We start from the raw sequence: 18,082 nt of genomic DNA, 5'->3' as shown, positions 1-18,082 counted from the left end.
AATTTTGATTTTCATTATTTATTTGTATATTTGATTTCTATTTTAAAGATATGGCAACCTATGAAAGTGTAATCAAGATCACAGGAGCAGTGGGCGATTTGGTATTTTATACTCTGAATGGCAAAAATGTGGTTCGGAAGAAAAGCGGGTTCAATAAATCTGCATTTAAAAAAAATCCATCCTATGAGAAAGTAAGACAGAACAGTTCTGAATTCGGACACTGTTCCAAAATGGGGAAAATGATCCGGAAAAGTCTGGAAGTATATGTTAAAGAAACAGGTGATCCTCTACTCTACCAGAAATTTGCAAAGGTGATGACTGCTATCAAAGATTTAGATAACACTTCTGAAAGAGGAAAAAGAACGGTTGAAAACGGCTTAAAGACTGAAGAAGGAAGAAAACTCCTGAGAGATTTTCAATGGGGAACGGTCAGGAAGGTTTCAGATTGTGTAAGAATGGAAGATCAGGTTCTGTATAAAAATGACCATTGTACATCAGAATATACCGTGATTATGACGATGAAATTAGATTCTGAAAATTATAATATAGAAAGCAATGAAGAAATAATCAGCTGGAACACACAACAGAATCCATCTTTTAAAAAGTATTTTTCTGAGGATGGTCTTCTCTATTTTATAGCATTAAAGGATGAAAACGATAAAATTACCCATATGGGATTTGTTTAAATAAAAAAGTCTGCAGTATATTCTGCAGACTTCTTGTTTTATTTCTTTTCTCCTTTCCAGCTTCCTGATACGGCAGGTGTTGGAAGTGAGTTGGACCAGTTTCCGTTTCCTTTTTTTTCTGTGGTTAACGTTCCTTTGAAATCTCCTTGTGAAGGAAGCCCCACTCTGGCGTTAAGATCTCCTGTCTCACTTAAATTTCCGGTAATGCTGTAGTTTTCATTATTAACATCAGAATGCATTGTTCCTACCACTTTACCACTTTCATCTACCACAAAGTTCCAAACTCCTTTGTCTGCTCCTTCATAAGAACCAGACCATGTTCCTACATAATCATAAATAGTATCATCATCAGAGCTGCAACCGATAAATAAAAACGCCGTTAATAAAAGTAAAAAAAGTTTCTTCATAGTTTCAGTAGTTTTATAACCTAAAATCCTGTTATTCTTCTGTACTTTCCTTCTAGAGACCCAGTCAGAGAGAATATTGCTTAATATTTATTATTTTTTTGTTTCGTGCAAATCTACTAATTTTTTCATTCAAATTATCTGAATTTTAATTAGCACCCAATATGTTTATTAAAAAACGACATATTTCGGCTAAAATACAAATATTTTTCAAACAAATAGAGTGTCTATAAATTTTGAGTTATTTTAAAATTTATACGTTAAACTTAATATTAATATGTTTAATATCCATTTACAATTAGTTTATATTAGATTTCATGTCGTTTGCATTCTATTTTAAAGATATTTCTTACCTTAGTGAAAAATTTAACCTTTTTCAAAAAATAACATGAAAACAAAAACATTATTTTTGGCAGCACTTGCTATTTGTGGAAGTTCAACAGCGCAGGTTGGGATCAATACCGCCACTCCAAGTCATACTTTGGATGTGAATGGTCTGGTAAGAGTAAGAGGACTTTCAAATGCTGAAAAAAAGATTGTTGCGGCAGATGCACAAGGAGTTTTAACGCTTATTTCTCCAGAAGAAATTTTTGCGCCAAAGGCTATACTGAACACATCTACCTCTTCCAGTGAACAAAGATCGACTGTATACGAAGGAAAATGCTTCCAACCTGGCGACAATGCTTCTTCCTGTACCGTTTCTGTAAACCATTACTCTTCTTGTGCGGGATTCAGTAATCCTGTTGACACTCAAATTATTGTAGGACAGGGAATTAATACAGGAAACGGACAATTTCTAGGAACATGGACAGCCCGATATGTTGATAATAAAGGGTTTGCCAATGCAACTGCTGTGGCTAATCAGACAGCACCTGACTATCCCAGAATCTCTTATCCAAGTACCAATACAGTGAACTATTTAGGAAGTGGAAATTTTGCGGGTCAATGTAATACAGATTTGGTTACTACCATCAATCAGGCCACCGGAGATATAAAAGTAGAGTCTGTAAAGCGAAGCATGTACGCACACCTTGTGTACCTTATTAATATTGCCCGCTCCAGATCTTTATAATAGTTGATATTTGATTTCAAAAAGGCAGCCACAATATTTTCATTGTGGCTGTTTTTGTTAAATGAAAAACCCTCTGAAAAGAGGGCTTTGATTTATCTTGGAAAAGGAAGCGTTACCGGATAGCAACCACAAAGACAGTCCCATTGATCAAAATCTTCTGAACAAACACCAATGGCTTCACATCTCCATAAAGCACCTGAAGGACATTGTGGAACATTAGGTCCTGCTCCTTTAACTGTTTTTAATTCTTCTCTCGAGATTTTCTTTAAATTTTTCATGGTTTAAAATGTTTTAGTTCATTTAAAATATAAGAATATTCATTAAACGGTAATTTAATTTGTGAAAAATTTAACTTTTCAAACAAAAAGCCTCTAAAAAGAGGCTAAAAACTATTATTGAATGAATGAAAAACTTATCCCAAATGTATGAAATATCCATCCCGGCTTTTATGAGTACAGTCATAAATCAGCTGTTTTCCATAATTCCTAATTAATAATTTCTTCTTGACTGTTGTCCAGTTTTTCACGGAATTTCTGAAGATCTTCCGGACTGGGCCTACTCCACTCTGTAATTTCTCCGATAATTTTCAAAGGCATTTCGGAGCGATAAGATCGGGTTGGATTTCCCGGAAACTTCTTATCTGTTACATTGGGATCATTTTCGAAATTCCCTGTGGGTTCTACAATATAAACACGCTCTGCTCCATTGCCTTTTGCCAGTGCAGCAGCAAGCCCTGCTCCATTGATTAAAGCAGTGAAATAAATATGATTCATTTTGAATTCTGATTTGTAATTAGAATTTCCTCCCGCTGTCAACAGTTCTCCGATCTGTAAGTCGGCTTTTGTTCCGTGGTAAAAAGGACCTTTATCAGACGGATGATTTTGAAGTAACTCTGACAATTCAGCATTGTTTTTTGATTTTTCATGATCTCCTAACTCATTATAGCATCTGGAAATATTCAGGTAAAGAGAAGGTAGTGCACTTTTAACAGTATCATCATTTATTTTTAAGGCAAACTTTAAGGAAGTTTCAAACCATTTCAACTGATCAGCGGTGGTTTTCTGGTGATGTGACAGATAATAAGCTGCCAGAAACTTTTCATGATCGTCTGCTGCATCTTCCCAGGCTTTTAAAAATAATTGAGCTGCTTCTTCAGGCATTCCCTTGTCTTCAAAGCTCATCCCTTGCAGACAAACCTTGATCACAGGATTAAAAGGAGAAAATTCCATGTTTTATTTTTTTTTTCCAAATCTAGTTTATTCTATTGGAATTCTTTATTTAAAAATGTATAGTTGGAAAATTGAGAAAATAAAAGATCCTTTTTGCAGTTTAAACACATGCCTAAGAACAGGAATAATTTGAGAATGCCTAGTATAAGTTTACCTAGAATCTTTGAGATGGATATGACTAGAAGTTTCCTGCAAATATAACAAAAAAGCCCTCTCAAAGAGAAGGCTTCTACTATATAAAAGTTTTTATTAAGATCCTATTGGAACGCAAGAGCAAACACAATCATAAATACCCTAGTCTGGATCACAAACATAGATCGATTCGCATTTAAGATAGTATTTTGCAGGACATGTAATTGGAGTCCCTGCTCCCTGAACATTTTTCATTTGATCTCTTATAATTTTCTTTAGATTTTTCATAGTTATTTATTAATGTATTAGTTTTTAGTACCTTCAAATATAACTAAATAAAATTAATCACAAAACAATTGAAAATTTTTCTTTACGATTCTTTATCAATAAGAAATAGGCCTTGCTGATCCAAAGTTAAAATCTTTCTTCTGTGTTAACCGTTATTGTTTTTGATAAAGATTAATACAATTACCAAAAAGGCTGAATATATAAAAAACCTTTATAAAAAGGGCTTTATTGTCGTGGATAATACCGGATTAGAACTCCCTATTGTAAACCTGCATTTAAAAGATTTTAATTAACCCGAAATACAAATCGCCACGATTTCTTGAGAAACAGGAAATCTAAATTATATAGCCGGAAATTACTTTCACATCCTATTAAATATTTTTAATTTTAAGTCTTAACTGGCCAGGCAGAAATGAAAAATTATATACAATTTTTGAAATTCATAGAATAAACGTTTAACCAAAATTAATAATTACCATAAGATAATTTAACAAATGGTTAATATTACAATAGTCAACAAAATGTAAACAATTGTAAATCAATGTTTTAATCAGAATGATAAAATTTGCAAAATTACACTATTTTTTTTAACTACCAAATAAATTACACTATTGTTTTTTTACTATTTTATGAAATATTTTTGCCTATTAAAAAAATAAAATGAAAAGGTCTTCTATAAAAGATATTGCTAAACTGGCAGGAGTTTCCGTAGCCACAGTATCTTATGTTCTCAACAGAAAGGAAGGGCAACGTATCAGCGAGGAGACCCGTAAAAAAATTTTTGAAATTGCTGAAACGATTAACTATACTCCCAATAAGATTGCAAAAAGTCTTAAAACGAATAAGACCAAGCTGCTGGGGCTCATCGTTGCAGACATTTCCAATGACTTCTATTCTCATATAGCAAGGAATCTGGAAGATAAAGCTTTACAATTAGGTTATACCCTGATTATTGGTAGTTCTGACGAAAATGCAGAAAAATTTGAAAAACTTACCCAGCTTTTTTCACAACAGCAGGTAGATGGAATGATCGTTGCTCCTGTAGCAGGATCAGAAAAGACGCTTGAAAATCTTATTCAGCTTAAATATCCTGTTGTAACGATCGACAGGTATCTTAAAGGTGTTTCTGTTCCGGGAATTACCATTGATAATCAGGAGATAGCCGAGAGAACAACCAGCCTGCTTCTTAATAAGGGTTTTGATAAAATGATCTACATTGGTTACGAAACTGAACTTCCGCATCTGCTGGACCGACAGCATGGTTTTGAAAAGGCAATAAGCTCTTCCAGCAAAACAGCTGATATACAATATCTTCTGGTGGGATTAGAAAATATAGCACAAGAGGTACGTGCTCAGCTTGAAAATAGCCTGGGAAAACAACCTGAAAATACCGCGTTATATTTTTCCAGTAATAAACTTGCGGTAGCAGGACTTTCCTATCTCGTTAAAAACGATATAAAAGTTCCGGAACAGGTCTCTGTAATCGCATTTGATGAAACCGATGCTTATGACCTCTTCCCTACCGAAATCACCTACATCCAACAGCCGATTGAAGAAATGGCAGAAGAAGCAATTAAGCTTCTGGACGGGCAAATCAATGATTATACAGCTACCGGAAAGAGAATAACCTTATCCGCAAAGCTGGTTGCTAAAGCCTCTTTAAAATAATTAATCTGATATAAAACATTTTTTTTAAACAATAACTTAAACGTTTAACCTAATATGATAACAAATAAATTCAACGATGTCGTTTGCTTTGGAGAAGTTCTGTGGGACATCTTTCCTACAGGGTCCAGAGCTGGTGGTGCACCATTTAATGTTGCTTATAATCTTTTCAAAATGGGAATCGATACCAAGATGCTAAGCCGTATAGGAAATGATGAATTAGGACACCGTCTTCTTAATCAGATTCAGGATTGGGGAATAACCACAGATTTTATACAGGTAGACCAGGAAAAAGCCACAGGAACGGTCATTGCTGATTTTGATGAGCATGGAGAGGCTGCATATGATATTGTACAGGATGTTGCCTGGGATTACATCCAGCCTTTTCCGGAGCATAAAGAACTGATACAAAACTCAGAAGCATTTGTTTTTGGAAGTCTGATCACAAGAAATGAAACATCCCGGAATACTCTGCTGGAACTTTTGGAATATTCAAAATTCAAAGTTTTTGATGTTAACTTCCGACCTCCTTTTATTGATTTTGAATTCATTAAAAAATTATTGCATAAAGCTGATCTTGTTAAAATGAATAAGGCAGAACTCAGAACCATTCTTGAATATCTAGGTGAAGAGTATATTGACGAAGATACAAGCATCAGACATCTACAGGCTTATTTTAATTTAAATGAAATTGTCCTTACCAAAGGAAGTAAGGGTGCCAGATACTTTGTGGGGAATATTGCGTATGATTTCCCGGCAGTTCATATTGAAATTGCAGATACTGTGGGCAGTGGAGATTCTTTTCTGGCCGGGTTCCTGTCTAAAAGAATTCAGCGAAGATCTCCGGAAGAGATCATGAAACAGGCCACATCACTGGGTGCTTTTATCACTTCGAAATCGGGGGCATGCCCTGATTACACCTATGAAGAATTCAAGGCATTCAGAGAAAAAAACAGCTGTAAAACCTCTTAAAAACATACGATATGAATACTCCAAAATTTACAGATAAGAAATATTACATCATCCTGTCATTTGTTACGTCCTTATTCTTCTTCTGGGCCATTGCGCTTACCATGGGTGATGTACTGAATAAGCATTTTCAGAATGTCCTCCATATTTCGAAATCCAAATCTCGCTTGGTACAGCTTTCCATCTTCGGGGCTTATGCACTCATGGGAATTCCGGCGGGTCTTTTTATGCATTCTCGCGATTACCATAATTTTCAGCTTTATAAGAGTACCGGACCTTAAAGACCCTCATGCTGAAGATATCATCACTTCAGACAATGAAAAAGGAGAAGACCAGTCTGTATCAGATCCGCACGCACCGCTCTACAAGCAGAGACATTTTATATTTGCCGTTATTGCCCAGTTCTTTAATATTGCCGCACAGGGCGGGACATGGGCCTATTTTATCAATTACGGGGTAGAAAAAATGCACCTTCCGGAGATACAGGCTTCCTATTATTTTTCTTTAAGTATGGCGATGATGATGATCGGAAGATTTATCGGGACTTTCCTGATGAGATTCATTGCACCCAACAAACTGTTGGCTATTTTTACCGCATGTAACATCATTCTGTGCCTTATTATTTCCCAAAGTTTCGGATGGGTATCATTTATAAGCCTTATTTTGCTCAACCTGTTCCTGAGTGTAATGTATCCTACTATTTTCAGTCTTGGACTTAAAAGATTAGGGTCAAAAGTTCAGCAGGCTTCCTCATTTCTGGTTATGGCGATGTTTGGAGGTGCTGTTTTCCCTCCGATTATGGGTAGAATTGCAGAAAAAGACATTGCCCATGCCTATCTCCTTCCTATTCTCTGCTATGTCGTTATTTTATTATTTGCATTAAAATTCTACAAGCCCAAAACACTTAAATAATCCCTATGAAAACAAAGCTTTTATTAGCCTGGGGCATTTTACTTATATGCGCCGGAAGGGGAATTAATGCCCAGATCACAATAACCAACAAAAAATTTTCCTTTGGGACAACAGGAAGAATCGGAGCTGGTTATTCTCCAAATGCTGATGGCAAAACCGTGAGACAACTGAATCTGAACAATCAGGGATCTTTAGGAGGCAGAATGGATCAGGGAGATTACGTAGATTTCTTACCAGCCTTCCATTTTAGCCCTGTGGTGAACGGTGACAGTACAAAAAGTACAAAGATCGATATGCAGGCAAGACTGAGCTTTTATTCAGGAGGAACTTTTCTGGGAAATGTAGACTCAAAATCCAATCAGGGGATGATTATTGCCTTGCCGGAAGCCTTTGTAGAAGCCAGAAATATTATGGGAAGTGACTGGGATGTCTGGGCAGGATCAAGATGGCTGAGATATGATGATATTCATATTGTAGATTATTTTTATTTTGATGACCATTCGGCAACCGGTTGGGGTGTAAGGCACAAAAACACACGATTTTCCATGTTTTTCCCGGCGGCTATTGATACCGCGGCCAGCAACTCCACTCCTTATTCTTACACCAATGTGATCAGCGGATCAAAAAACCTGATCTACAGACAAAGAGAAGTTTTTGTCCTTGAGCAGACGCTGCCATTTAAAAATACAAAACACAAGCTGAAACTGATGGCGGAATTTCATCATGTAGAAAAATCAGGAGAAAATTCTGTAGAGCAATACCCATCGGATCAGGGCTGGGTTTTTGGAGCTAAATTAAATACAGATATTGCAACGACAATTCCGGGTTCATTCAATCAGTTTTCTGTAAGATACGGGACCGGAATTGCCAATGGAGGTGATAATGGTAATACACAGACCTGGCGAACCTACGGAGCTCCTAATGAGGTCGCAAAAACGTATAAAGGAGCTTACTCTTTTACGGTTGTTGAACATTTCCTCTGGAATATCTCAAACCGCTGGTCACTTAATCCCTATGCAGTTTTCACCAAAAGTAAAGGAGGATCAACCAGTACTGATAAAGCGATGGACTATTATAACCGTGAAATTTTCAACAAAAAAACAGAGTTTAATACCGGTATAAGAGCGACCTATTATTTCAACAACTGGTTTCATATCCTTTCTGAGTTCCATTATGCCACCCGAAAAAACGGAACGCAGGATGCTGCATCAATGATGAAACTGGTTTTGGCTCCTACTATTGTCCCTACCGCTGAAAGAAGTGTCTGGGCAAGACCGCACATCCGGTTGATTGCAGAAGTTTCAAGATACAATAACCAGGCAATGAGTACGCTATACTCACCATTTTTACAACAGTCCGGGGCAAAAAGATTCGGGACTTATTTCGGAATACGGACAGAATGGTGGATTTTTTAAATTAAATAAAAAAAAATAATGAATATAAAATTAGGGGCTTCCCTACTCTCCTGGATTACTCCGTTATGGAATGCAGAATCAGGAAAATATGCAATAGAAAAAACCGCTCAGGCCGGGTTTGATCTGATTGAAATACTGTTGCCGAATTCAATGGACTTTGATGCCGGTACAGTAAAAAAACAATTGAAAGACAATCATCTGGAAGCAGTATGTTCGCTGAATCTTCCCAAAGATGCTCATATTGCGTTTGAGCCTGAAGCTGCGGAAAAGCTTATCAAAAAAGCCATCGATAAAGTATATGAGTTGGAAACCCATCTTCTGGCTGGTGTCCTGCATGGCGGAATCGGTGTTTTTACCGGAAAACCACTCACAGAAAACGAAAAAGAAATCATTGCTGATGTGTGGTGCAATGTGGCGGATTACGCCCAGGCCAAAAGTATAGATATCGCCATAGAACCTATTAACCGCTATGAATCCTATGTCTGCAATACAGCAGAAAATGTACTTGAACTTATTAAGAAAACGGGCCGAAATAATCTCTTCCTTCACCTTGATACCTTCCATATGAATATCGAAGAAAATAATTTTTATGACCCGATTATCAAATCCGGAAAAATACTGAAGCACATTCATGTTACAGAGTCTCACCGGGGAATGCTTGGAGAGGGAACCATCAATTGGGAAGAATTTTTCTCTGCATTGAAAAAAATCAATTTTGAAGGGAATCTGGTTCTTGAAAATTTCAGTTCCTCAATTCCGGAAATGCAGGAAAAGGTTTCATTATGGCAGAAATCACCTTATGATGCTCAAACATTGGCAGAAGGAAGTCTTGCCTTTTTAAAGAAGCATCTCAGCTGATAAAATTATCTGTTATATTATTCTGAAACTTATGGAAAGCGGAGATTGTCCGCTTTTCACCGATTGATTCTGCCCGTTCGCCGAAAATACCGATCGTTTTATAGGATTATGACTGACCTTTACATCAGAAAAAGGCAATAATGCTCAACTAAAATCTTATTATTATGAAAACAAAAATCGGAATTACAGAAAAAAACACAGAAGCTGTTGCAGAACAATTAGCAAAACTATTAGCAGATGAAACACTGCTTTACATCAAAACAAGAAATGCCCACTGGAACGTAACCGGAGATAACTTCCATGCCAATCACATTTTCTTTGAAGAACAATACAAACAACTGGATGAACTTATTGACAGCGTTGCAGAACGCATGCGTAAAATCGGCCATTATGCACCGGCCACGATGAAAATCTATCTGGAACTGACTCATTTAACAGAATACAGTGAAAGAACAAACGATGGTCTGGGATACATGAAGGATTTATTGAGTGATCATGAAAGCATTATCTAATTTCTCCGCGGAAACATCACCCCATTTGCAGAAAAGTATAAAGATTACGGTACCAGCGATTTTATTACAGGTCTGATGGAAACCCATGAAGAAATGGCATGGATGATCCGTTCCTATTTCAGATAACACAAAATAAAAAAGTTATAATTATCTTTGTGTAAACCATAAATAACTATACCTATGAAAGCCTTAATCGTGGATGATAATGATATTGCAAGAACAACATTAGCACACCTCGCCAAACAGGTTCCGGATCTTTCCATCGTCAGCGAGTTTTCCAATGCTATAGAAGCTTATCATTATCTTCAGTCCAATTCCGTCGATCTGATATTTCTCGATATAGAAATGCCGGAAATGACAGGGATTGAGCTCACGAAAACGCTTTCGGGTAAAGAAACCATCATTATTTTCACGACCTCAAAAAAAGAATATGCACTGGAAGCGTTTGAACTTAATATTGCAGATTACCTTCTGAAACCTATTATGCCGGTAAGATTTCTGCAGGCTGTAAGCAAGGCACAGACGATTCTTGAAAGCAGAAAAGAAAATGTGGAAATCACAAGGGATGAGTTTCTTTTTGTAAGGGATTCCAATATTACAAGGCGCCTAAAGCTGGATGATATTTTCTATGCAGAAGCTATGGGTGATTATGTAAAATTTTACACCAAGGAAAAGATGTTTGCCATTCACGGCAAAATGAAAACAGCTGAAGAACGTCTTCCCAAGGATCATTTTATAAGAGTTCACCGTTCCTATATTGTTTCAGTAGGCAAAATTGACACCCTGCAGGACGGTGGTATTATGATCAATGGCAAATTCATTCCTGTGGCAGACGCATACAGAAAAGCTCTCAATACACGAATGAATGTCTTTTAGCCGTTACAGGCAATCAAACATTTAAATTCGGCTTGATTTAAGCCCGTGAACAGTTCCGGGTCCATCTTGACTTTTTACCGGTATTTTATCTTAAAATCAGACCGTTAATTATGAAAAACATATCTTCAGTAATGGATAACAAACGATTCAGCTATTTTATTATCCTGACATTTATTGCGGGCTCACTCCTATTGATAGCTGTTCAGCTCAATTCTGCAGGAAATACCAAAGCGCTGATTCAGAATAACAATACCTTGCTGAGCGAATTGCGTTCAAGCAATCATTTACGGGAGATTGACCGTGATATTCTTGGAGTGGAAAGCAGAATCAGGGCGTCTATTGCAACGAATGATACCACCCATCTTGAAGGCATTGACCAAAAAATCAGTCAGATTGAAAATTTCCTGGATTCTCTTTCCAAGGACAATGTAAATGCTGAGGAAGAAAAGCTGATTCACAGATTAAGCGTTCTTGCCATGGAAAAGAAAACAACCAAAGATAAACTCCTGCACCGTTATCTTTCTGTTGGAAACATGGACGATAATACCTCCATTGCCAATCCGCGTGCAAGAAAAATTTCTAATGAAATCACCAGCATCACGGCTAAAATATATGAAAGCAGAAAGCTGAATATGGTTGAACTCAGCCAGAAAAGTGAAGAAATGGGGCGAAAAGCAAGATTCTATGATATTTCTTTACTGATCTTACTGATTTTGAGCGGTTCTGTCGTTGGATATCACATTCTCAGACAGTTCAAACGCCAGAGGTTACTTATAAGCGAACTTGATATTGCCGAGAAAAAAGCGTTGGTAGCAGCACAGACCAAAGAAAATTTCCTTGCCAATATGAGCCACGAAATCAGAACTCCTTTAAGCGGAATTCTCGGGTTTACCAATCTGCTGCAAAAACGTCCGCTGGATGAAACTTCAGCAGAATTTGTCTCTTCAATACAGCGTTCCGGAGAAAACTTGATGGCCATCATCAATGACATCCTTGATTTATCCAAAATAGAAGCAGGAATGATGCGCATTACCCCTGGAATTTTCAGCATTAACGGTCTCGTTAATTCCGTAGAAACATTTTTTACAGAACGGGCCAAAGAAAAAGGACTTACCATTTCAAGTACGATTGATCCTTCAATTCCTGACACATTGGTGGGAGATGCCACAAGACTGACGCAGATTTTAGTGAACCTGATCGGAAATGCCATAAAATTTACTCATCAGGGAAATATTTCTGTTGAAATCTACAGTAAACAGCAAACAGAGAACGAAGCTGTTCTGGGAGTTAAAATTTCAGATACGGGAATAGGAATTGACAAAGAAAAGCTTACTGAAATATTCGAAAGATTCAATCAGGGAGAAGATTCAACGACAAGAAATTACGGTGGAACAGGATTAGGTTTATCCATAGTGAAAAGCCTAATTGTACTGCAAAACGGAAACATCGAAGTAAGCAGTGAACAGGGCAAAGGAACTACATTTCATTTCTATATTCCTTACGGAATTGCTGAGGAACAGCTTACTGTCATTCCAGCTGTTGATCCCCACTATTTTAAAGATAAGTCCAATACGCCCCTTAAAGTATTGGTGGTTGATGATAATGTGATCAATCAAAGCCTGATGAAACACCTGCTCTCCCAGTGGAATATTGATTTTCATATTGCATCGAATGGTCTTGAAGGAGTAAGCTATCTCAAAAGCAATGCATGCGATCTGGTTTTAATGGATATACAGATGCCGCAGATGGACGGCTATGCTGCCACCCAGAAAATACGGGAAGAACTCAGACTGGATATTCCGATCATCGCAATGACCGCCCATGCGCTGGCAGGAGAAAGAGAAAGATGCCTGAGCCGTGGGATGAACGAATATATTCCTAAGCCTGTCAATGAAGAAGAGTTGTTTATGCTTATTTCGAAACTCGGGTTTAAAGAAAATAATAAAAACGAAAAGAAAACCGAAAATCCATCATCTGACTATCAGTATATTGATCTCACTTATATGCACACGGTGAGCGGCGGCGATAAAAGCTTCGAACAAATGGTCACTCAACAGTTTATTGAGAATATTCCCAATCATCTACAGAAATTGACAACAGCTTATGAAAACCGGGATTTTTCAGGGATGAAACTGTGGGCTCATGATCTGAAATCCAGCATTGCCATCATGGGATTACATCCTCTGTTAAAGGAAAGACTTGATATTCTTGAAACAGCATCAGCAGAAAATACTGATCAGCAAAAAATACTGGCAGAAGTACAGAAGGTTTTGTTGAAAGCTGTTTCTGAAGCTGAAGCATTTTCAAAAACAATTTAAAAATAAGAAAAAATGAATTTATTTTCACCCATACACATTCGCAGTCTTACCTTAAAGAACAGGATTGCACTATCTCCTATGCAGCAATACAGCGCTAAAAACGGAGTTCCCGGCAACTGGCATCTCGTTCACCTTGGAAGCAGGGCTGTTGGCGGTGCAGGATTGATTCTTACCGAATGTACAGCCGTTTCAGAAGAAGGTCTGGCTACACTATCCGATGTAGGGATCTGGAACGATGAACAGAAAAATGCCTGGAAAAACATCGTAAATTTTGTGCATGAACAGAATGCCAAAATAGGAATTCAACTATGGCATGCAGGAGGAAAAGGCAGCCTGAAACATCCCAATGAAAGAATGAAACCTCTCACTCCGGAAGAAGGAGGCTGGAGGGTAAAATCATCTTCTGCCCAGGAATTCAACGGAGTTTTTGCTGAAGAACTCACCATTGATGAGATTCAGGAACTGAAGACTAAATTTGTTAAAGCAGCCCTTCATGCTCTTGAAGCAGGCTTTGATACCATTGAACTGCATGCAGCGCATGGTTACCTGTTCCATCAGTTTTATTCCGCAGTGATCAACAAAAGAAAGGATGAATATGGCGGAAGTTTTGAAAACAGGATCCGTTTCCTTGTAGAAACCGTTCAGGAAATCAGAAAAGCTATTCCTGCTGAGATGCCTCTTTTCGTAAGAATTTCTTCAGTTGACTATATAGAATCGGAGGAAGCCTGGACTCTGGAAGACAGCATTAAACTTTCAGAGATCCTTAAAGAAAATGGTGTAGATTTCATTACTGCTTCCGGCGGTGGATTTACCAATGTAAGCAAGGATAAGGTATTTCCCGGATATCAGGTTCCTTTTGCAAAAGCGATTAAAGAACAGACCGGGATTTTAACAGGAGCTGTTGGAATGATTACGGAAGCAGAACAGGCTAATGATATTATTGTCAATGGAGATGCAGATCTGGTAATCATTGCCCGGGAACATCTGAGAGATCCTTATTTTGCTATTCATTCTGCCAAGATATTAGGTATTGAAACAGAAATTCCGTGGCAGTATAAAAGAGCGTATTAAATTAACCCATAAAAAATCAGTTATGGAAAATCAGGGTGCTTCAGTAGTCATTACCCATCATATTCTGGATGGAAAACAATCACAGTATGAAAAATGGCTACACGAAATTGTGCCTGTCACCAAACATTCTGAAGGCTTTATTGATCTGCAGATTATTCGTCCTATTCCTGATCTGACTTTTGTGTATACCGTCATTATCCGTTTTGATACGATTAATCATCTTAAAAGCTGGATGGAGTCGGATAACCGGAAAAAACTCATTGAGAAAGCCAATCCGCTGTTCAGGAAAAACGACCATTACCAGATCAGATCCGGGCTGGATTTTCTTTTTACGACAGAAAATGAAGGGAATAAAGTTCCGGTACGCTGGAAACAGTTTCTGGCAACCTGGTCCGCCATTTATCCGCTGTCTGTTCTTATTCCTGCTTTGATCATTCCTTTTTTAAGATTTTTATATATTCCACCCAATCATTATTCTGATGGATTCATCAATTCGGGTATCATTGTTTTTCTGATGGTATTTGTCGTCATGCCCAATTATACGAGACTGATCAAAAAATGGCTGTATAAATAACCACATTTAAAAACTATCCTTTATCAATCACTGTAACCTACAGTGATTTTTTTGTTTCAGGAGCGTTCCCTGTTATCGTTTGAACATCATCAGCTTATTCAACGATTGTTTTCGCCTGTTGAGCGAACAGCCGGCAAAATTAAAACAACCGGTTTGTAGCTTTACATCATCAATAACATAACAATCAAAATCAACAACTATGGAAATCTTACAAACTCCCGAAAACGCACTATCTCATTCAAGCGTAAGTGCCATCATTAATGCCCCCATTGAAAAAGTGAATATCGCAGACTGGCTGCTTAATCTGCCGGACGCCGAATACCAACGCTGCTCTACCCAGCATATCGGAGCTGCTATTTCAGTTACCTTTGATGGTAAGCCGGTATCTTTAAATGTAGAAACCATTGGGGATGCTCTGATGGTTCAGCATTATGTTGCAGATGTTCACCGTCCTGACTATTGCCGCATGCTTTCAATCTCTGATTCAATTACAAAAAACGGACGTACAAAAGTTCAGGTCTTATGGGAACTGAAAGTGACAAAGATTGATGAAAACACCTGTCTTTATACCAACGAAATTCATGCGACAGCCACACCCGAAATGTTTGAATATCTGAAAGAACACGGGATCAACCTTGCAGATGCCGCCGCATCCAGACAGGCTGCTTCTGACGCCCACAATCATGAAGAAACACCAAACTTTGCAAAAAGCATTGAAAATAAAGCACTGACAGGTCAATATAACCAGCCTTTTTAAAAAAGTAGCAACCCTCTATATCCTCAACGACTCATTTTGCCTTTTCACCGAATGACATCAAGAAAAAGTAAAATTCAGAAGTAGCTTTACAATAGCAAAAACAAAGAGCATTAATCACAAAAAAATAATACTATGAATCCATCATCATTAAGTTTCAGATACGAATTAGAAAAAAAGGAACCGCGTACCAGTGACGGTGGTACAACAAGAGGTGCTTCCGTAAAAGAATTCCCTGCTTCTGTAGGTATTGCCGGAGTTTCCATGAGATTACAGCCCGGAAGCATGAGAGAGCTTCACTGGCATGCCAATGCTGCAGAATGGGCGTATGTAATTTCAGGAACGGTACGTACAACAATTATACATCCGGACGGACGAAGTTATACTGATAATTTTGAACCCGGTGACGTATGGTATTTCCCGAAAGGCTACGGACATTCCATCCAGGCTACCGGAACAGAGGAATGTCATTTCATTCTGATTTTTGACAACGGTAATTTTTCCGAAGACCATACCTTCAGCGTTACAGATTTTCTGTCAAGTGTGCCACCTGAAATCGTTGCACAGAATTTAGGACTAAGCCTTGAAGAAGTAGCAGAACTTCCACAGAAAGAGGTTTACTTCGCAGCGGGAGTCGTTCCGGATGAACTGTCCGTGAATGCCACAGCCCGTCCTGAGGAATCAGACATTGAACTGACAAGCCTGCACCGATATCCTCTACATTCCCAGCAGCCAAGAATCATTCCCGGCGGTGGTCTCCAAAGATTGGTTACGAGTAAGGAATTTCCGATCAGCACCACAATGGCCGGTTCTGTACTGGAGCTGCAGCCCGGTGCTTTAAGAGAAATGCACTGGCATCCTAATGCAGATGAGTGGCAGTATTTTATATCCGGACAGGCAGAAATGTCGGTATTCCTGGCGGAAGGAGTTTCTGTCACAGAACAGTTCAATGCCGGTGATGTAGGCTATGTACCTATGGGAGCCGGGCACTATATCAAAAATACCGGAGATACCGTCTGTAAGGTATTGATCGGATTTAATAGCGGCACCTATGAATCCATTGATATCAGCGAATGGCTGGCAGGAAACCCTAAAGATGTGGTCATCACCAATTTCGGACTGAAGGAAGGAGAAATAGAGAAATTTCCGGAAAAGAAAGTATTCATCAAACCTGGAAAATAGCGCCTGTGCTTCCGGAAACAAAAATCCTGCTCCCTGACAAGACCGTCAGAACGCAGGAGAAACTGGCAGTATTCCTGGCTTTTATCGCAGGATATACAGATGCCACAGGACTGATACAATGGAAAACCTACGTTTCTTTTATGAGCGGCAATACGACCCAGTTAGGTGCAGCAGTTTTCAGTGAAAAATATGGTGTTATCATCAGTTCTGTTATAGTGATCAGCTTTTTTCTGGCAGGAATTTACACAGGAACGTGTCTATCATTATCAAAGAAGTTCAGAAGCACAAAGATGATCTTCTACACAGTTTCCGGAATCATGATCCTTTACAGTATCACTGATTATTATGAGCATATTGCCAATGAAGTGTCTATAGCTGTTATCGGTTTCTCAATGGGTCTTATGAATACCATTGTCACATCGGTAGGTAACCAAAAGATCAACACCGATTTTGTGACAGGAACTTTAAACAGTCTGGCAAAAACAGCTGCTCTTTTTGTCATGAGTAATCAGGCAGAGGAGCGGAAGGAATACAGAGTGAATATTTTTCATTTGTTATTCTTATGGGTGGGTTTCCTCTCGGGTGCTTTAGTTGCTCCTTTCCTGCTCTCCTGTTTAGGAAACTGGACACTGATTTTTCCCGCGGCCTTACTGCTCATCTGCGCGTTAACAATACCAATTCCAACGATTAAAAACTAATCCTATGCTAGAAAAAAATACAGTTGCCCCTGATTTTACATTATTTGCAACCCCGGATCAGAAGATTACCTTATCCGAATTCAGAGGACGAAATGTCATTATTGCATTTTACCCGGCAGACTGGAGCCCGGTGTGCAGTGACCAGATGGCATTATACAACGAAATGCTGAAGTATTTCAAAAAATATGATGCGGAGATTTTCGGAATTTCCGTAGACAGCAAATGGTGCCACCTGGCATTTTCACAATCCAGAAACCTGCACTTTCCACTGCTTGCAGACTTTGAAGCCAAGGGAGAAACAGCCAGGAAATATGGTGTTTACAATGACGAAGAAGGAGAATGCAACAGAGCCCTTTTTGTCATCAATAAAGACGGCATCATCGAATGGAGCTACCTCTCTCCCACCACCATCAATCCTGGGGCAGACGGAATTTTAGAAGCATTAGAAAACCTTAACACAAAATAAT

General features: G+C 38.3%; 21 protein-coding genes. 17 read left to right on the top strand and 4 right to left on the bottom strand.

The window, feature by feature from the left end; genetic code table 11:
* The first annotated feature begins 50 nt into the window (after positions 1 to 50).
* Positions 51 to 686: a hypothetical protein gene (locus RHP76_RS02940; RefSeq protein WP_277694746.1), complete on the top strand. Its 636-nt coding sequence runs from the start codon at positions 51 to 53 to the stop codon at positions 684 to 686.
* A 38-nt stretch (positions 687 to 724) separates the two neighbouring features.
* On the opposite strand, the gene RHP76_RS02935 is transcribed toward RHP76_RS02940, so the two are convergent.
* On the bottom strand, positions 725 to 1,093 hold the full coding sequence (locus tag RHP76_RS02935; protein WP_034694405.1) for a hypothetical protein: 369 nt from the start codon (positions 1,091 to 1,093) through the stop codon (positions 725 to 727).
* Between the two features lie 385 nt (positions 1,094 to 1,478).
* On the opposite strand from RHP76_RS02935, the gene RHP76_RS02930 reads away from it, so the two are divergent.
* Entirely contained in the window at positions 1,479 to 2,162 is a 684-nt protein-coding gene (locus RHP76_RS02930; RefSeq protein WP_062669796.1) for a hypothetical protein, read from the top strand.
* Positions 2,163 to 2,254: 92 nt separating this feature from the next.
* Here RHP76_RS02930 and RHP76_RS02925 read toward each other — a convergent pair whose 3' ends face one another.
* The 3 genes from RHP76_RS02925 to RHP76_RS23415 form a co-directional block, all read right to left on the bottom strand.
* Positions 2,255 to 2,440 (bottom strand): bacteriocin-like protein, encoded by a 186-nt coding sequence (locus tag RHP76_RS02925; protein ID WP_311229446.1) that lies wholly within the window; start codon positions 2,438 to 2,440, stop codon positions 2,255 to 2,257.
* A 207-nt stretch (positions 2,441 to 2,647) separates the two neighbouring features.
* Positions 2,648 to 3,061, bottom strand: coding sequence for an NAD(+)--rifampin ADP-ribosyltransferase (arr, locus tag RHP76_RS23420; RefSeq protein WP_409193529.1), 414 nt, complete (start codon positions 3,059 to 3,061; stop codon positions 2,648 to 2,650).
* A gap of 624 nt (positions 3,062 to 3,685) precedes the next feature.
* On the bottom strand, positions 3,686 to 3,811 hold the full coding sequence (locus RHP76_RS23415; protein WP_409193516.1) for a bacteriocin-like protein: 126 nt from the start codon (positions 3,809 to 3,811) through the stop codon (positions 3,686 to 3,688).
* Between the two features lie 660 nt (positions 3,812 to 4,471).
* On the opposite strand from RHP76_RS23415, the gene RHP76_RS02915 reads away from it, so the two are divergent.
* The 15 genes from RHP76_RS02915 to RHP76_RS02845 all read left to right on the top strand — a co-directional run bounded on the left by RHP76_RS02915 (position 4,472) and on the right by RHP76_RS02845 (position 18,081).
* A complete protein-coding gene (locus RHP76_RS02915) occupies positions 4,472 to 5,479 on the top strand; it encodes a LacI family DNA-binding transcriptional regulator (RefSeq protein WP_311229444.1) in 1,008 nt (335 codons plus the stop codon).
* Between the two features lie 54 nt (positions 5,480 to 5,533).
* Positions 5,534 to 6,448: a carbohydrate kinase family protein gene (locus tag RHP76_RS02910; protein ID WP_311229443.1), complete on the top strand. Its 915-nt coding sequence runs from the start codon at positions 5,534 to 5,536 to the stop codon at positions 6,446 to 6,448.
* Between the two features lie 11 nt (positions 6,449 to 6,459).
* On the top strand, positions 6,460 to 6,726 hold the full coding sequence (locus RHP76_RS02905; protein WP_311229442.1) for a hypothetical protein: 267 nt from the start codon (positions 6,460 to 6,462) through the stop codon (positions 6,724 to 6,726).
* Positions 6,641 to 7,357, top strand: a complete 717-nt coding sequence (locus tag RHP76_RS02900) for an MFS transporter (RefSeq protein WP_311229441.1) — start codon at positions 6,641 to 6,643, stop codon at positions 7,355 to 7,357. The genes RHP76_RS02905 and RHP76_RS02900 overlap by 86 nt, the downstream gene beginning before the upstream one ends.
* Positions 7,358 to 7,362: 5 nt before the next feature.
* Positions 7,363 to 8,772, top strand: coding sequence for a carbohydrate porin (locus RHP76_RS02895; RefSeq protein ID WP_311229440.1), 1,410 nt, complete (start codon positions 7,363 to 7,365; stop codon positions 8,770 to 8,772).
* Between the two features lie 18 nt (positions 8,773 to 8,790).
* Complete coding sequence (locus RHP76_RS02890) at positions 8,791 to 9,630, top strand: sugar phosphate isomerase/epimerase family protein (protein ID WP_311229439.1); 840 nt, start codon at positions 8,791 to 8,793, stop codon at positions 9,628 to 9,630.
* A gap of 164 nt (positions 9,631 to 9,794) precedes the next feature.
* Positions 9,795 to 10,142, top strand: coding sequence for a Dps family protein (locus RHP76_RS02885; protein ID WP_311229438.1), 348 nt, complete (start codon positions 9,795 to 9,797; stop codon positions 10,140 to 10,142).
* Positions 10,143 to 10,322: 180 nt separating this feature from the next.
* Positions 10,323 to 11,018, top strand: a complete 696-nt coding sequence (locus RHP76_RS02880) for a LytR/AlgR family response regulator transcription factor (RefSeq protein ID WP_002978774.1) — start codon at positions 10,323 to 10,325, stop codon at positions 11,016 to 11,018.
* 110 nt (positions 11,019 to 11,128) lie between these two features.
* Positions 11,129 to 13,336: an ATP-binding protein gene (locus tag RHP76_RS02875; RefSeq protein WP_311229437.1), complete on the top strand. Its 2,208-nt coding sequence runs from the start codon at positions 11,129 to 11,131 to the stop codon at positions 13,334 to 13,336.
* Between the two features lie 12 nt (positions 13,337 to 13,348).
* On the top strand, positions 13,349 to 14,407 hold the full coding sequence (locus RHP76_RS02870; protein WP_311229436.1) for an NADH:flavin oxidoreductase/NADH oxidase: 1,059 nt from the start codon (positions 13,349 to 13,351) through the stop codon (positions 14,405 to 14,407).
* 22 nt (positions 14,408 to 14,429) lie between these two features.
* The gene (locus RHP76_RS02865) at positions 14,430 to 14,981 is read left to right on the top strand and encodes a putative antibiotic biosynthesis monooxygenase (RefSeq protein WP_311229435.1); all 552 of its coding nucleotides are present in this window, start codon (positions 14,430 to 14,432) and stop codon (positions 14,979 to 14,981) included.
* A 199-nt stretch (positions 14,982 to 15,180) separates the two neighbouring features.
* The gene (locus RHP76_RS02860; protein ID WP_040994577.1) at positions 15,181 to 15,738 is read left to right on the top strand and encodes a hypothetical protein; all 558 of its coding nucleotides are present in this window, start codon (positions 15,181 to 15,183) and stop codon (positions 15,736 to 15,738) included.
* 132 nt (positions 15,739 to 15,870) lie between these two features.
* Positions 15,871 to 16,917: a cupin domain-containing protein gene (locus tag RHP76_RS02855; protein ID WP_216444670.1), complete on the top strand. Its 1,047-nt coding sequence runs from the start codon at positions 15,871 to 15,873 to the stop codon at positions 16,915 to 16,917.
* 5 nt (positions 16,918 to 16,922) lie between these two features.
* Positions 16,923 to 17,615, top strand: coding sequence for a YoaK family protein (locus RHP76_RS02850; RefSeq protein WP_311229434.1), 693 nt, complete (start codon positions 16,923 to 16,925; stop codon positions 17,613 to 17,615).
* Between the two features lie 4 nt (positions 17,616 to 17,619).
* Positions 17,620 to 18,081, top strand: coding sequence for a redoxin domain-containing protein (locus RHP76_RS02845; RefSeq protein WP_311229433.1), 462 nt, complete (start codon positions 17,620 to 17,622; stop codon positions 18,079 to 18,081).
* Position 18,082 lies beyond the last annotated feature (1 nt).

Source organism: Chryseobacterium sp. SG20098, assembly GCF_031844745.1.
GTDB classification, from domain to species: Bacteria; Bacteroidota; Bacteroidia; order Flavobacteriales; family Weeksellaceae; genus Chryseobacterium; species Chryseobacterium cucumeris.
Note: the sequence above shows the minus strand (reverse complement) of the source record. Positions and strands in the feature narration are given on the sequence as shown.

Excerpts from the sequence above, each read along its gene's own strand:
- RHP76_RS02855 (WP_216444670.1), top strand. The coding sequence starts at position 15,871 with ATGAATCCATCATCATTAAGTTTCAGATACGAATTAGAAAAAAAGGAA.
- RHP76_RS23415 (WP_409193516.1), bottom strand. The coding sequence starts at position 3,811 with ATGAAAAATCTAAAGAAAATTATAAGAGATCAAATGAAAAATGTTCAG.
- RHP76_RS02875 (WP_311229437.1), top strand. The coding sequence starts at position 11,129 with ATGAAAAACATATCTTCAGTAATGGATAACAAACGATTCAGCTATTTT.
- RHP76_RS02915 (WP_311229444.1), top strand. The coding sequence starts at position 4,472 with ATGAAAAGGTCTTCTATAAAAGATATTGCTAAACTGGCAGGAGTTTCC.
- RHP76_RS02900 (WP_311229441.1), top strand. The coding sequence starts at position 6,641 with ATGCACTCATGGGAATTCCGGCGGGTCTTTTTATGCATTCTCGCGATT.
- RHP76_RS02890 (WP_311229439.1), top strand. The coding sequence starts at position 8,791 with ATGAATATAAAATTAGGGGCTTCCCTACTCTCCTGGATTACTCCGTTA.
- RHP76_RS02905 (WP_311229442.1), top strand. The coding sequence starts at position 6,460 with ATGAATACTCCAAAATTTACAGATAAGAAATATTACATCATCCTGTCA.
- RHP76_RS02870 (WP_311229436.1), top strand. The coding sequence starts at position 13,349 with ATGAATTTATTTTCACCCATACACATTCGCAGTCTTACCTTAAAGAAC.
- RHP76_RS02910 (WP_311229443.1), top strand. The coding sequence starts at position 5,534 with ATGATAACAAATAAATTCAACGATGTCGTTTGCTTTGGAGAAGTTCTG.
- RHP76_RS02925 (WP_311229446.1), bottom strand. The coding sequence starts at position 2,440 with ATGAAAAATTTAAAGAAAATCTCGAGAGAAGAATTAAAAACAGTTAAA.
- RHP76_RS02940 (WP_277694746.1), top strand. The coding sequence starts at position 51 with ATGGCAACCTATGAAAGTGTAATCAAGATCACAGGAGCAGTGGGCGAT.
- RHP76_RS02935 (WP_034694405.1), bottom strand. The coding sequence starts at position 1,093 with ATGAAGAAACTTTTTTTACTTTTATTAACGGCGTTTTTATTTATCGGT.
- RHP76_RS02860 (WP_040994577.1), top strand. The coding sequence starts at position 15,181 with ATGGAAATCTTACAAACTCCCGAAAACGCACTATCTCATTCAAGCGTA.
- RHP76_RS02880 (WP_002978774.1), top strand. The coding sequence starts at position 10,323 with ATGAAAGCCTTAATCGTGGATGATAATGATATTGCAAGAACAACATTA.
- RHP76_RS02930 (WP_062669796.1), top strand. The coding sequence starts at position 1,479 with ATGAAAACAAAAACATTATTTTTGGCAGCACTTGCTATTTGTGGAAGT.
- RHP76_RS02845 (WP_311229433.1), top strand. The coding sequence starts at position 17,620 with ATGCTAGAAAAAAATACAGTTGCCCCTGATTTTACATTATTTGCAACC.
- RHP76_RS02895 (WP_311229440.1), top strand. The coding sequence starts at position 7,363 with ATGAAAACAAAGCTTTTATTAGCCTGGGGCATTTTACTTATATGCGCC.
- RHP76_RS02865 (WP_311229435.1), top strand. The coding sequence starts at position 14,430 with ATGGAAAATCAGGGTGCTTCAGTAGTCATTACCCATCATATTCTGGAT.
- RHP76_RS02885 (WP_311229438.1), top strand. The coding sequence starts at position 9,795 with ATGAAAACAAAAATCGGAATTACAGAAAAAAACACAGAAGCTGTTGCA.